We start from the raw sequence: 13,647 nt of genomic DNA on the forward strand, positions 1-13,647 counted from the left end.
ACCATGTCGGTGTGCGGCTACCGCCGCTCGGGCGCGACCAGCCCCGGCGGCGCCGCGGGCGCGGGGCGGCCGGACGTGGCACTCCCCGGCGCGCCCTCGTCGTCCCGCGCCGCCAGGCTTCCGCCGATCCGCCCGGCGATCTCCACGGGCGTGAGGCCGATGTCGGCCAGCACCTCGCTGCGCTTGGCGTGCGGCAGGAACTGGTCCGGGATGCCGAACAGCCGTACCGGCACGTCCACCCCGGCGTCCGCGAGAGCCTGCGCCACGGCCGAACCGACCCCGGACGCGCGGCTGTTGTCCTCGACCACGGCCACCAGCCGGTGCCCGGCGGCCAGCCGGGGCAGCTCCGGGTCGACGGGTTTGACCCAGCGGGGGTCGACCACCGTGCACCCGGTGCCGCCCGACTCCAGCAGCTCGGCGGCCTTCAGGCAGACCGGCGCCATCACCCCGACCGCGACCAGCAGCGCCTTCGGCTGCTCCGCGCGGTGCAGCACGTCCATGCCGCCCACCCGGTCGAGCGCCGGGATGTCCGGCCCGACGTTCTCCTTCGGGAAGCGCAGCACGGTCGGCGCGTCGTCCACGGCGACCGCCTCGCGCAACTGGCTGCGCAGCTGCGCGGCATCGCGCGGGGCGGCGATCCGCAGGCCCGGCACCACCTGGAGGAGCGACATGTCCCACATGCCGTTGTGGGAGGCGCCGTCGGGGCCGGTGACGCCGGCCCGGTCGAGGACGAAGGTGACCCCGCAGCGGTGCAGGGCGACATCCATCAGCAACTGGTCGAAGGCGCGGTTCAGGAAGGTGGCGTACAGCGCGACGACCGGATGCAGTCCGGCGGTGGCGAGCCCGGCGGCCGAGGCGACCGCGTGCTGTTCGGCGATGCCCACGTCCCACACCCGGTCCGGGAAGCGTTCGGCGAAGGCGCCGAGGCCGACCGGGTGCAGCATCGCGGCGGTGATCGCGACGACGTCCTCGCGTTCCCCGCCGATCTGGGCGATCTCCTCGCCGAACACCGAGGTCCAGGACCGCCCGCCGGGGGCGGCGAGCGGGGCACAGGTCGCCGGGTCCATCACACCGATGGCGTGGAAGCGGTCCAACTCGTCGGCGAGCGCGGGCTCGTAGCCGCGGCCCTTCTCGGTCAGGCAGTGCACCAGGACCGGGCCGTGGAAACGCTTGGCGCGGCGCAGCGCGGACTCGACGGCCCCGATGTCGTGCCCGTCGACCGGGCCGACGTACTTCAGGCCCAGGTCCTCGAAGAGGCCCTGGGGGGCGAAGGCGTCCTTGAAGCCCTTCTTCGCGCCGTGCAGGGACTCGTAGAGGGGCGCGCCGACCACGGGGGTGCGCTGGAGGATCTCCTTCCCCCAGGCGAGCACCTTCTCGTAGCCGTCGGTGGTGCGCAGGGTGGCCAGGTGGTCGGCGAGCCCGCCGATCGTGGGGGCGTAGGAACGCGCGTTGTCGTTGACGACGATGATCAGCGGCCGGTCCGGGGCGTCCGCGATGTTGTTCAGGGCCTCCCAGGCCATGCCGCCGGTCAGCGCGCCGTCGCCGACCACGGCGACCACATGGCCCCGCTCCCCCTTCACCTCGCGCGCCTTGGCGAGGCCGTCGGCCCAGCCGAGCGCGGCGGAGGCATGGCTGTTCTCGATGACGTCGTGCTCGGACTCCTCGCGCGCCGGGTAGCCGGACAGGCCGCCCTTGCCGCGCAACTTGGAAAAGTCCTGACGTCCCGTCAAAAGCTTGTGCACGTACGTCTGGTGGCCGGTGTCCCAGAGGATCCGGTCGACCGGTGACTCGAAGACCCGGTGCAGGGCGATGGTCAGTTCCACCACGCCCAGGTTGGGCCCGAGATGACCGCCGGTGCGCGACACCGCTTGCACCAGGAAGTCGCGTATCTCCCCGGCCAGTACCCCGAGTTCCGCCCCGGACAGCCCCTTCAGGTCCCGCGGTTGCCGGATCGTCTCCAGAATCGTCACGTTCGTGGCCCCCTCTCGCTTGGTGCAGTTACGTGGACTCACTTCATCCGTTCGGCGAGCCGCTGGGCCTCCTCGATCAGGGTCTCGACGATCCTGGACTCGGGGACGGTCCGTACGACCTCCCCCTTGACGAAGATCTGCCCTTTTCCGTTGCCTGAGGCAACTCCCAGATCGGCCTCACGGGCCTCTCCGGGGCCGTTGACCACACAGCCCATCACCGCCACCCGCAGCGGCACTTCGAGGCCGTCGAGCCCGGCGGTGACCTCGTCGGCGAGCCGGTAGACGTCCACCTGGGCCCGGCCGCAGGACGGGCAGGAGACGATCTCCAGACGCCGTTCGCGCAGCCCCAGCGACTGGAGGATCTGGAGGCCGACCTTGACCTCCTCGGCCGGCGGCGCGGACAGCGACACCCGGATGGTGTCGCCGATGCCCCTCGACAGCAACGCCCCGAACGCGACGGCCGACTTGATGGTGCCCTGGAACGCGGGGCCGGCCTCCGTGACGCCCAGGTGCAGCGGGTAGTCGCACTGCTCGGCAAGCTGCCGGTACGCCTCGATCATCACGACCGGGTCGTTGTGCTTGACCGAGATCTTGAGGTCCCTGAAGCCGTGCTCCTCGAAGAGGGACGCCTCCCACAGCGCCGACTCGACCAGCGCCTCCGGGGTGGCCCTGCCGTACTTCTGGAGCAACCGCCGGTCAAGCGAACCGGCGTTGACCCCGATCCGGACCGGCGTGCCGTGGTCCTTCGCGGCGCGCGCGATCTGCGCGATCTGGTCGTCGAACTTCTTGATGTTGCCCGGATTCACCCGGACCGCCGCGCAGCCGGCCTCGATGGCCGCGAAGACGTACTTGGGCTGGAAGTGGATGTCCGCGATCACCGGGATCTGCGATTGGCGCGCGATGACGGCGAGGGCGTCCGCGTCGTCCTGCGTGGGGCAGGCGACGCGGACGATCTGGCAGCCGGACGCGGTGAGTTCGGCGATCTGCTGGAGGGTGGCACCGATGTCCGACGTACGGGTCGTCGTCATCGACTGCACGGAGACCGGAGCCCCGCCCCCGACCGGTACCGGCCCGACGTGGATCTGCCGCGACGTGCGCCGCGGGGCCACCTGCCGGGCCGGTACCTCGGGGACACCCAGGGGTACGGCGGTCATCGCCCTACTCCCGGTTTCCCGAGACCGTCTCGCGCAGCGCCCGCAGCGACTCCGTCAGGGAGCCCATGGTGGCGAGTACGGCGGTGGGCTCGTAGCCGCAGTGCGCCATGCAGTTGGCGCAGCGCGGGTCCTTGCCGCGGCCGTACTTGTCCCAGTCGGTGTCCTCCACCAGTTCCCGGTACGTCGGCACGTACCCGTCGCTCATCAGGTAGCAGGGGCGCTGCCAGCCGAAGAGGGAGTAGTTCGGGATCGCCCAGGCGGTGCAGGGGAAGTCGACCTTGCCCTCCAGGAAGTCCAGGAAAAGCGGGGAGTGGTTGAGCCGCCATTTCCTGCGGTTGCCGCCCGCGAACGCCTTCCGGAACAGCTCGCGGGTCTGCTCCACGCCGAGGAAGTGCTCCTGGTCCGGGGCCTTCTCGTAGGCGTAGGCGGGCGAGATCATCATCTCGTCCACCTTCAGGTCGTCGTTGAGGAAGTTGAGCACCTCGACGACGGTCTGCGGGGTGTCGGTGTTGAAGAAGGTGGAGTTGGTGGTCACCCGGAAGCCGCGCCGCTTGGCCTCCTTGATGGCCGCCACCGCCTCGTCGAACACGCCTTCCTTGGCAACGGACTCGTCGTGCCGCTCGCGCAGCCCGTCGATGTGCACCGCGAAGGCGAAGTAGGGCGAGGGCGTGAACTTGTCCATCTTCTTGCGCAGCAGCATCGCGTTGGTGCACAGGAAGACGTACTTCCTCTTGGCCACCAACTGGCGCACGATCTCGTCGATCTGAGGATGCATCAGGGGCTCGCCGCCCGCGATGGAGACCATCGGCGCACCCGATTCCAGCACCGCTCCCACCGCCTGGGCGACCGGCATGCGCTGCTTGAGCACCCCGGCCGGGTGCTGGATCTTGCCGCAGCCCTCGCATTTGAGGTTGCACGCAAAGAGCGGTTCCAGCTCCACGATCAGCGGGAACTTGTCCCGCTTGCGGAGCTTCTGTTCGGCCAGGTATGTAGCGACCTTGATGGACTGGCGCAACGGCATGGCCATCTGGGCTCACCTCCGGGGGAGCAGCAAAGAACGGTGCCATTCGAAATATGCGGGAAGTACGGAACGAAGAACGCGGAAGGCTGATATTCCACCGCACACCGTGCCGATCCGGACGAGTTCGTGTTCGGGAGTGTCCACGACCACCCGGACGGCGGCGACCGGGCGTTCGCCCGCGGTCACGGCGCTGAGCAGGGTGGCCGCGGACTCCATGTCGACGGCGATCGCGCCGGTCGCGCGCAGGGCGGACCGTTCGGGGCCGCGGACGACATGATCGGAGCCGGTGAGCGGGCCGGTGTGGACCGTGCGGCCGGGCAGCAGCCGCGCGAGTTCCTTCACCAGCAGTTCGGTGCCCGCGCACGGGACGGTCCCGTGCGGGTCGCGGGTCTCCTCGGCGACCACCAGGTCACCGGGGTGCATGCCGGGGGCGAGGCCCGCGCAGAAACCGGTGGCCAGTACGGCGGCCTCGGTGAGCGCGGGCCGGGCCAGGTGCCGGGTGAGGGAGCGCCGCGCCGCCCGCGGCCCCATCCCGGTACGGACGAACGTGACCGGCCCGCCGGCCCCGCTGCGGTCGCCCGAGCGCAGGGCGAGGTGCTCGATGCCGAGCGCGCAGGCGATCAGCAGCGGGGCCGGAGCGGGCTGGACGTTCACATCAGCTCCCCTTGGCCTCGAACAGGGGTGACCCGGCGGGCTCGGCCGCCGCGGGCCGCGGCCGGGGGGCCTTGGCGAGCAGCTGCCGCTCGAAGGGGTCGCCGTGCAGGTACCGGCCGAGCGCGGTGAGCGGGAACACCTGCCGGTACAGGTGGTAGTTGATGGAGAAGTCCCAGGGGAAGCCGGTGCCGGTGAAGTACGGCTCGTCCCAGGTGCCGTCCTCCCGCTGGGTGGCCGCCAGCCACTGGATGCCCCGCTCGACGGCCTGGGAGTCCTTCTCCCCCGCCGCGAGCAGCGCCATCAGCGCCCACGCGGTCTGCGAGGGGGTGGAGGCGCCCCGGCCGGCCCATTGCCTGGCGTGCTTGTAGGAGCGCAGGTCCTCGCCCCAGCCGCCGTCGTCGTTCTGGACCGACTCCAGCCAGGCCACCGCCCGCCGGATCGCCGGGTGCGAGCCGGGCAGTCCGGCCGCGGTGAGCGCGGGGACCACCGACCCGGTGCCGTAGATGTAGTTGACGCCCCAGCGGCCGAACCACGCCCCGCTTTCCTCCTGTTCGGCGAGCAGCCAGGCGATGGCGCGCCGGGTGCGCGGGTCGTGGGCGAGGCCCTCGGCGGCGAGCATCTCCACCACGTGCGCGGTGACGTCGGCGGACGGCGGGTCGATGACCTCGCCGAAGTCGCAGAACGGCAGCCGGTTCGGGAACGGGCTGGTGTTGTCGACGTCGAAGGCGCCCCAGGCGCCGTTCTTCGACTGCATGCCGAGGTTCCAGCGCACCGCGCGCCCGATCGCCCGGTCCGTCCGCTCGGGGTCGTGGTGCCGGATCCGGCGCAGCGCGAGGGAGACCTCGGCGGTGTCGTCGATGTCCGGGTAGTTGTCGTTGTGGAACTCGAACGCCCAGCCGCCCGGCGGCAGTTGCGGACGCTTGACGGCCCAGTCGCCGGGCCGGACGATCTCCTCGCCGAGCAACCAGTCGGCCGCCTTGACCAGTTGCGGGTGGTCGGCGGGCAGTCCGGCGTCGACCAGCGCGATGGCGGCGAGACACGTGTCCCACACCGGGGACTGGCAGGCCTCGATCATCCGGGCGCCGTCCTCGCGCCACACGGCGAACCGGTCCAGCGAGGCCAGCCCCTCGCGCAGTACCGGGTGTTCGAGGTCGTAGCCGAGCAGGTGCAGGGCGATGACCGAGTACACGGCCGGGGGCTGGATGCCGCCCCAGCAGCCGTCGTTCTCCTGCCGCTCGATGATCCAGCGGGCGGCGGCGTTCATCGCGGCCTTGCGCACCCGGCGCGGGACGACCTTGCGCAGCCGCTGGAGCCCCTTGTCCAGACGCTGGAAGGCGCCGTCCCAGGTGTTCGCCGGGGCGAGCGGCCGGGGCGGGTTGGGGTTGGCCGGGTCGGTGTGCAGCTCGTCCAGCGCGAAGGGCGCGGGACGCACCGGGCGCTCGGCCGAGACGATGGTGAGCGGCACGATCGTCTGCCGGGCCCAGCACCCGAAGTCGTAGATGTTCAGCGGCATCCAGCCGGGGAACCAGATCAGCTCCGGCGGCATCTCCGGCAGGTCCTCCCACTTCCACCAGCCGAACAGGGCCAGCCAGATGCGGGTGAAGACACGGGCGGCGGCGATGCCGCCCCGCTCGCGGATCCAGGCGGAGGCACGCGCCATGTGCGGCGCGTCGGGCGCGTCGCCGGCCAGGCGCAGGGCGACGTACGCCTCGATGGTGGTGGACAGTTCGCCGGGGCCGCCCCAGAAGGTGGCCCAGGTGCCGTCCTCGCGTTGCTCCCCGCGGATGAACTTCGCGGCGGCCTGCGTGGTCTTGTCGTCCTGGATGCCCAGGAACTGACGGAGCAGCAGATCCTCGGCGTCCATGGTGACGTTGGTCTCCAGGTCGCCCTTCCACCAGCCCTCGGCGTCCTGCGTCGCGAGCAGGAAGTCGGTGGCGCGGCGGGCGGCTCGTGCGGCGGCTTCCGGTACCCCGGCCGTCTCGGGGGTGGTGAGGGTGGTGTCGCTGGCCGCGGCAGCGCGGGACGGCAAGGTGGCCCCGGTGCTTCCGTCGGTCGTCGCTGTCATGGCTTCCCCTTCGTGCAGTCGTGCGAGTCGTGCTGCTGTGGGTCCGCCGTCGGCCGGTGTGCTTCCTTTCGCGACACCGGCCGGCGACTACGCGAGGCTTGTTCGGCCGATAGTGATCATCTCTTCCGTACGACGACGAAGTCGGCGAGGGCCGTGAAGGCGGCCCGCACCCGGTCCGGCATGGCGACCGCGTCGAGGGCGCCGATCGCGATGGCGTGCTGGCGGCGCGCCTCCTCGGCGGTCCATTCGCGGCCGCCGGCCTCCTCGATGAGGGCGGCGCGGGCCGCGAACTCCTCCTCGGAGAAGTTCTCGAAGTCGCTGCTCTTGGCGTCGGCGGCGAGGATCTCGCCGAGCCGCTCGGAGGCGGGGCCGCCGGCCGCGAGCGCCGCGACCACGGGCAGCGACTTCTTGCGCTGGCGCAGGTCGCTCCAGGTCTGCTTGCCGGTGGCCTCCGGGTCGCCCCAGATGCCGAGCAGGTCGTCCACGGCCTGGAAGGCGAGGCCGAGGTGGTAGCCGTAGCGCTCCAGCGCGTCGGCGGTGGCGTCGTCCGCGCCGCCGAGGACCGCGCCGATGGAGGAGGCGCAGGCGAGCAGCGCGCCGGTCTTGTTGCCCTCCATCTCCAGGCACTCCTCGACGCTGACCCGGTCGCGGTGCTCGTAGGAGATGTCCTGGGCCTGACCGTCGATCAGGGCGCGGGTCGCGGAGGTCAGCCGGCGGGTGGCGCGGCCGGCCTCGACCGAACCGAGTTCCAGCAGCACCTCGTTGGCCAGCGCGAACAGGGCGTCGCCGACCAGGATGGCCTGGGCGGGGCCGTGCACCTTCCACACGGTGTCGCGGTGGCGGCGCTGCTCGTCGCCGTCCATCAGGTCGTCGTGCAGCAACGAGAAGTTGTGGACCAGTTCGACGGCGACGGCGCCCGGCACGCCGGTCTCGGGCGCGCTGCCGGTGACCTCGGCGGAGAGCACGGCGAGCGCGGGCCGCACGGCCTTGCCGCCGTCGCCGTCGGCCGGGTTGCCGGCGGCGTCGATCCAGCCGAAGTGGTAGGCGGCGACGGTGTCCATGGGAGGAGCGAGGCGGTCGACGGCCGCACGCAGGACCGGTGTGGCCAGGGTCCGGCCGCGCTCCAGCAGCGCGGTGACGTCCACCGCGGTCTCCGTCGAGGCCGGGGGCACAGTGGGCACAGTCTCTCCTCTTGTTGCGGTACCGAAGGTGCGGGGGCCTGCCGCCGGCTGCCGACGAGGCATCAGGCCGCCTCCTCGAAGGCGAAGAGACGGCTCGGGCGGGGCCGGCCCAGGGCGCGCAGCGCGGCGTCGGCCGCGCTCACTCCGCTGCGGACCGCACTCTCCATGGTCGCGGGCCACCCGGTGGCGGTCCACGCTCCGGCCAGGTACAGGCCGGCTGCCTTGGTGCGGGCGACCGGGCGCAGCCGCCCGACGCCGGGGGCGGGCGCGAACGTCGCCGTGCGCTCGCGGGTCACGAAGAAGTCCTCGATCACGGCGCCGCGCGTACCCGGAATGAGCTTCTCCAGCTCCGGGACGTAGCGCTCGCGCAGTTGCGCGACCGGGAGGTCGATGTCGTCCTGCGCGGCCGACTGGGACAGCGCGAGGTACTGGCCCGAGCGCAGCCCGGAGGCGTGGGTTCGGTCGAAGACCCACTGCACAGGGGTGCCGAGGGCCGCGAAGAAGGGCCGCGCGAGGACCTTGCGGTCGTACACCACATGCACGTTGAGGATGGGGGCGGTGCCGATCTCCAGCAGCCGCTCGGGGGCGTCGAGGGCGCCGGGCGGCAGCAGGTCGTACGCCTCGCGCTGGGGTACGGCGAGGACGACCGCGTCGGATTCGATGCGCTCGCCGGGAACCTCGACGCACCAGCCGCCGTTCTCCATGGCAGAGACGGAGGTGACGCGTGAACGGACCTCGGTACGCACGCCCGCGGAGTCGAGCGCCCTGCGGGCCAGCCGGTCGTGCAGTTCGCCGAGCGGGACATGGGCCCAGCCGATGTCGGCCGCGCCCGGTTCGGACAGCAGACCGGTCTTGAACACCATCGCGGCGAGCCCCAGCGAGGCGTCGCCCGCGACCGCGTTGAGGGTGGCGACCCCGACCAGGTCCCACAGGGCCTCGACGGCACGCGCGGACTGGCCGTGCTCGGCCAGCCAGCTGCCGAAGTCCTGGGTGTCCAGGGTCGGATCGGCGAGGTCGAGACCCTTGAGCGCGAGCGCGGCCCGCCCGACCAGGGCGCGCTCGGCGAGCGAGAGGTGCGGATAGGCGGCCAGGCTGCGCCCCAGGTGCAGGGGGACGGGCAGCGGGTCGCGCCGCAGCCGGCCGAGCCGCCTGCCCTCGGGCTTGGCGAGGTCCACGACGGGCACGTCCAGGCGGTCCTGCAGCGGTGCCAGCGCCGCGCCCTCGATCCGGTCGAGGAACCAGCGGTAGGCGGTGCAGCAGCGCAGGTACACGTGCTGGCCGTTGTCGACGGTCAGTCCGCCGCGCTGGAAGGAGAAGGCGAGGCCGCCCAGCCTGGGCCTGCCTTCGAGCAGGGTGACGCGGACGCCCGCGTCGGCCAGGGCGAGTGCCGCGGTGGTGCCGGCGAGGCCGCCGCCGATCACGACGGCCCCGCGGGGCGCTCTGTCGGGGGTGCGGCGGCCCGGTGCGGGGCGTGCGCCGTCGCTCATGCTGCGTCCTTCCGTGCGTGCCGGCCGTGCTGGTTGAACGGTGCACGTACGGTCGTCGCAGTCAGGGACGCCACGCCGGGGCGCGGGGTTGCCCGGCGGAAGTCCCCTGGTTCGGTGAGGTCCATCAGGCGCGCCTCCCGACGGGCCGCCCGGCGCCGTGACGGGTGACCTGCCGGGTGTCGAGGCCGGACAGGCCGCGCACCGCGACGTACGCCTTCTCGTGTCCGGGCAGCGAGACCCGGCCGCGCAGCACGGCCTCGGGGTCGCGCGCGATGCGGTCGAGGAGGCGGCGGTAGATGCCGGCCATGGCGGCCACGCAGGCGCCGCTGCGCCGGTCGAGCATGGGCAGCAGCTGGTAGCCCTCGGCGAAAAGGGCGCGGGCGCGGCGGACCTCGAAGTGGACGAGGCCCGCGAAGTCGGAGCCCTCCGGGAGCACCGGCCGCTCGAACCCGGCCGAACAGCCGAACTTGGCAAGGTCGTCGGCGGGCAGGTAGGTGCGGCCGCCCTGGGCGTCCTCGCGGACGTCCCGGAGGATGTTGGTGAGCTGCAGCGCGAGACCGAGCGTGTCGGCGTACTCGGCGGCGCGCTCGACGCCGCGGGCGCCCGGTTCGGTGCCGAACACGCCGAGCGAGAGGCGGCCGATGGCACCGGCGACACAGCGGCAGTAGACCTTCAGGTCGTCCCAGGTCTCGTAGGTCTCCCCGCGCGTGTCCATCTCGACGCCGTCGATCAGCTCGTCCAGGCCGCCGAGCGGGATCGGGAAGGCGTCGGCGGCGTGCGCGAGGGCGACGGCCACCGGGTCGGTGTGGTCCTCCTCGATGCGGCCCTCGCGGATCCGGGCGAGCAGGGCTCGGGTCTCCTGGAGCCGTGCCACCTTCACGTCGTCGGCAAGGTCGCCGTCGCCGATGTCGTCGACACGCCGTGAGAACGCGTACAGCGCCGACATGGCGCGCCGCTTCGGTGTGGGCAGCAGCCGGATGCCGTACGCGAAGTTACGGGCCTGCTGTCCGGTCACCGTCTCGCAGTAGCGGTAGGCGGCGAGCACCGGTGCGGACACGTGCGACGCAGACTCCACGGTCCGGATCACCCCTCTCCTCGCAGAATCACGCCCGCCTCACGCAGCAACTGGACCTTGCCTGGCTTGGGCGGGCCGGGAAGTACGTCGTATTCGGCGGCGGCGATCGCGCGGACCGCCGCCCTTCCCCCCGCCACGAACCCTGCGAGCAGCAGCTTCAACCTGCCGTGGACGCTACCCACCAGGGGGGCGCCTTCATTCAGCAGATCGCGGGCGCGTTGTGCTTCGTATGCAACCAGGGCTCGCACCGATGCGCCCGCGGTTTTCGCGGAAAGATCGGTTTCCGTGACATGGAAGCGTTTCATGTCCTCGGCCGGAAGGTAGATCCGGTCGCGGCGGAGGTCCTCGGCGACGTCCTGGAGGTGCTCCACGATCTGGAGCGCGGTGCAGATCGCGTCGGAGAGCCGGATCCGCTCGGGGGTCGAGGTGCCGGTGACGGCGAGGACGAGCCGGCCGACGGGGTTGGCGGACAGTTCGCAGTAGGCGACGAGGTCGTCGTACGTCTCGTACCGGGAGACGAGCTGGTCCTGGCGGTTGGCGGCGATCAGGCCGAGGAACGGCTCGGGGGTGAGCCCCCGGCGGCGTACGACGGTCTGGAGGCGGCGCAGCAGGGGATGGCGCGGGGTGGCGTCGAAGACCCGGCGCAGATCGGCCTCGAAGGCGTCGAGCAGGAGCAGCCGGTCGCCGGCCTCGGTGGCCGACACGCCGAGCAGTTCGGCATCGGCCCCGCCGGGGGCGAGATCGCCGTCGCCGATGTCGTCGACCAGACGGGCGAAGCCGTAGACCGCCATGAGGTCGTCGCGCCAGTCGCGGGGCAGGAAGAAGGGGGCCACGGGAAAGTTCTCGCTCGCGGCCTTGTCGAGGGTGGCGCGTTCCAGGTCCGGCGCCGCTTGGATGGCCGTCATCGGGCGACGCCCGGAGCGGCAACGGCACATGCTGCGTTGAGCTGGGGAGTTTCCGTAGCCATTGCCGTCACATCTCCCGTTCTACACTGCCGACCCAATACACACTATTTCGGACACGCCGCCCGGCAATTCGCGGGGCGTGGCCTGGCGCAGGGTGTCGCGCATTATCGCCCCACTTGCCGCTTTCCGGCACCGGTACAGCTTACGTTGTACAACGCATCTAGCTTCCGGGGGGTGTCCCGCAGATCACAACAACACACCGATCGGCGTCAAGATTCCTGACAGCCTTCGGAGTTGACGCTTCCTTTGCAGACGCGGAGCCCCGCCGGAAGGTTGCCGACGGGGCTGTGGCCGAAACAGTTCACTTGCCGGTGAACTTCTCGTACTCCTTGAGCACCTCTTCGGTCGGCCCGTCCATGCGCAGCTCACCGCGTTCCAGCCACAGCACGCGGTTGCAGGTGTCGCGGATGGACTTGTTGTTGTGACTGACCAGAAAGACCGTGCCGGCCTCCTTGCGCAGTTCCCGGATGCGTTCCTCGGAGCGCTTCTGGAACTTGCGGTCACCGGTGGCGAGGGCCTCGTCAATCATGAGGACATCGTGGTCCTTCGCGGCGGCGATGGAGAAACGCAGCCGCGCGGCCATACCGGAGGAGTAGGTGCGCATGGGCAGCGTGATGAAGTCGCCCTTCTCGTTGATTCCGGAGAAGTCGACGATGTCCTGATAGCGCTCCCTGATCTGCTCGCGCGACATGCCCATGGCGAGACCGCCCAGGATGACGTTGCGCTCGCCGGTCAGGTCGTTCATCAGGGCCGCGTTCACGCCCAGCAGGGAGGGCTGGCCGTCGGTGTAGACCTTGCCCCGCTCCGCGGGCAGCAGGCCGGCGATGGCGCGCAGCAGGGTGGACTTGCCGGAGCCGTTGGAGCCGATCAGGCCGATGGCCTCGCCGCGGTAGGCGACGAAGGAGACCCCGCGCACGGCGTGCACCTTGCGCACGCCCCGCTCCTCGCCGCGCCGCAGGATCCGGCTGAGGGCGGCCGTCGCGCTGCCCTTGCCGGTCCTGGCGCCGTTGACCCGGTAGACGATGTGCAGGTCGTCCGCGATGACCGTCGGGCGGCGCTCGCCGGTGCCCGTGGCGCCCTGCTGAAGGTTCCGCTCGGCGTTCTGCTCAGCCACGGCCGTACCGCTCCTCCGCCTTCCAGAAGTACACGAAGCCGCCGGCGAAGACCGCCACGGCCCAGAACACCGCGATCGCCCACACGTGCGGCGGCAGGTTCGAGGCGCCGTAACCGTCGATCAGCGCGAAGCGCATCAGGTCCATGTAGATCGCGGCCGGGTTGACCTGGAGCAGCCGCACCGCCCACTCCGGGCGGTCCGCCATCATCGTGCTGATGGAGAACATCACGCCGGAGGTGTACATCCAGGTGCGCAGCACGAACGGCATCAGCTGCGCCATGTCCGGCGTCTTGGCGCCCATGCGGGCCACGATCAGCGCGAGGCCGGTGTTGAACAGGAACTGGAGCGCCAGTACCGGCACGATCAGCAGCCAGGACATGCCGGGATAGCTGCCGAAGCCGATCGCCACGATGAACAGCACGATCATCGAGAACAGCAGCTGCTGGAGCTGCTGGAGCGAGAAGGAGACGGGCAGCGAGGCGCGCGGGAAGTGCAGGGCGCGCACCAGCCCGAGGTTCCCGGAGATGGCGCGCACGCCCGACATGACCGAGCTCTGCGTGAAGGTGAACACGAAGACGCCGGTGACCAGGAACGGGATGTACACGTCATGCGACATGCCGCGGCTGGCGTGCAGGATGACGCCGAAGATGAAGTAGTACACGGCCGCGTTCAGCAGCGGGGTGGCGACCTGCCACAGCTGGCCCAGCTTGGCCTGGCTGTACTGCGCCGTCAGCTTCGCCTGCGAGAAGGCGAGGATGAAGTGGCGCCGGCTCCACAGCTGGCGGACGTACTCCACCAGCGAGGGGCGGGCGCCGCTGACGGCGAGCCCGTACCGGGCGGCCAGCTCGGCCGGCGTCAGCCCCTCGTCGGGCGCCGGTATCGCGCCCACCGCGAAACCGGCGTCATGCGTTGTGTGACTCACGAGTAAGAACCCGGACTCTCTCGGTAAGAAGCTTGCTGT

At 71.3% G+C, this 13,647-nt stretch carries 12 protein-coding genes; all 12 read right to left on the minus strand.

The window, feature by feature from the left end; all coding sequences use genetic code 11:
- Nucleotides 1-17 precede the first annotated feature (17 nt).
- Nucleotides 18-1,970: a 1-deoxy-D-xylulose-5-phosphate synthase gene (gene dxs, locus ACZ7EC_RS04140; RefSeq protein WP_471057561.1), complete on the minus strand. Its 1,953-nt coding sequence runs from the start codon at nucleotides 1,968-1,970 to the stop codon at nucleotides 18-20.
- Between the two features lie 38 nt (nucleotides 1,971-2,008).
- A complete protein-coding gene (gene ispG / locus ACZ7EC_RS04145) occupies nucleotides 2,009-3,124 on the minus strand; it encodes a flavodoxin-dependent (E)-4-hydroxy-3-methylbut-2-enyl-diphosphate synthase (protein WP_471057563.1) in 1,116 nt (371 codons plus the stop codon).
- Nucleotides 3,125-3,128: 4 nt separating this feature from the next.
- Nucleotides 3,129-4,151 carry an adenosyl-hopene transferase HpnH gene (gene hpnH / locus ACZ7EC_RS04150; protein ID WP_471057566.1) on the minus strand — a complete coding sequence of 341 codons (1,023 nt, stop codon included), beginning with the start codon at nucleotides 4,149-4,151 and terminating at the stop codon, nucleotides 3,129-3,131.
- A gap of 6 nt (nucleotides 4,152-4,157) precedes the next feature.
- On the minus strand, nucleotides 4,158-4,799 hold the full coding sequence (locus ACZ7EC_RS04155) for a phosphorylase family protein (protein WP_471057569.1): 642 nt from the start codon (nucleotides 4,797-4,799) through the stop codon (nucleotides 4,158-4,160).
- A gap of 1 nt (nucleotide 4,800) precedes the next feature.
- Nucleotides 4,801-6,864 (minus strand): squalene--hopene cyclase, encoded by a 2,064-nt coding sequence (gene shc, locus ACZ7EC_RS04160; protein ID WP_471057572.1) that lies wholly within the window; start codon nucleotides 6,862-6,864, stop codon nucleotides 4,801-4,803.
- 116 nt (nucleotides 6,865-6,980) lie between these two features.
- On the minus strand, nucleotides 6,981-8,108 hold the full coding sequence (locus tag ACZ7EC_RS04165; protein ID WP_471057575.1) for a polyprenyl synthetase family protein: 1,128 nt from the start codon (nucleotides 8,106-8,108) through the stop codon (nucleotides 6,981-6,983).
- Nucleotides 8,108-9,532 (minus strand): hydroxysqualene dehydroxylase HpnE, encoded by a 1,425-nt coding sequence (gene hpnE / locus ACZ7EC_RS04170; RefSeq protein WP_471057578.1) that lies wholly within the window; start codon nucleotides 9,530-9,532, stop codon nucleotides 8,108-8,110. Before hpnE ends, ACZ7EC_RS04165 begins: the two co-directional genes overlap by 1 nt.
- A complete protein-coding gene (locus ACZ7EC_RS04175; RefSeq protein ID WP_471057580.1) occupies nucleotides 9,529-9,657 on the minus strand; it encodes a DUF6380 family protein in 129 nt (42 codons plus the stop codon). The genes hpnE and ACZ7EC_RS04175 overlap by 4 nt, the downstream gene beginning before the upstream one ends.
- Entirely contained in the window at nucleotides 9,657-10,619 is a 963-nt protein-coding gene (gene hpnD / locus ACZ7EC_RS04180) for a presqualene diphosphate synthase HpnD (RefSeq protein ID WP_471057583.1), read from the minus strand. The genes ACZ7EC_RS04175 and hpnD overlap by 1 nt, the downstream gene beginning before the upstream one ends.
- Entirely contained in the window at nucleotides 10,616-11,512 is an 897-nt protein-coding gene (gene hpnC, locus ACZ7EC_RS04185; protein WP_471057586.1) for a squalene synthase HpnC, read from the minus strand. Before hpnC ends, hpnD begins: the two co-directional genes overlap by 4 nt.
- A 361-nt stretch (nucleotides 11,513-11,873) precedes the next feature.
- Nucleotides 11,874-12,686, minus strand: a complete 813-nt coding sequence (locus tag ACZ7EC_RS04190) for an ABC transporter ATP-binding protein (protein WP_471057589.1) — start codon at nucleotides 12,684-12,686, stop codon at nucleotides 11,874-11,876.
- Entirely contained in the window at nucleotides 12,679-13,608 is a 930-nt protein-coding gene (locus ACZ7EC_RS04195; protein ID WP_471057592.1) for an ABC transporter permease, read from the minus strand. The genes ACZ7EC_RS04190 and ACZ7EC_RS04195 overlap by 8 nt, the downstream gene beginning before the upstream one ends.
- Nucleotides 13,609-13,647: the final 39 nt, after the last annotated feature.

This window comes from Streptomyces sp. NPDC037203, from assembly GCF_055605065.1.

Coding starts and splice junctions, on each gene's coding strand:
- ispG (WP_471057563.1), bottom strand. CDS start 3,124: ATGACCGCCGTACCCCTGGGTGTCCCCGAGGTACCGGCCCGGCAGGTG.
- hpnH (WP_471057566.1), bottom strand. CDS start 4,151: ATGGCCATGCCGTTGCGCCAGTCCATCAAGGTCGCTACATACCTGGCC.
- shc (WP_471057572.1), bottom strand. CDS start 6,864: ATGACAGCGACGACCGACGGAAGCACCGGGGCCACCTTGCCGTCCCGC.
- ACZ7EC_RS04165 (WP_471057575.1), bottom strand. CDS start 8,108: ATGCCTCGTCGGCAGCCGGCGGCAGGCCCCCGCACCTTCGGTACCGCA.
- hpnE (WP_471057578.1), bottom strand. CDS start 9,532: ATGAGCGACGGCGCACGCCCCGCACCGGGCCGCCGCACCCCCGACAGA.
- ACZ7EC_RS04175 (WP_471057580.1), bottom strand. CDS start 9,657: ATGGACCTCACCGAACCAGGGGACTTCCGCCGGGCAACCCCGCGCCCC.
- hpnC (WP_471057586.1), bottom strand. CDS start 11,512: ATGACGGCCATCCAAGCGGCGCCGGACCTGGAACGCGCCACCCTCGAC.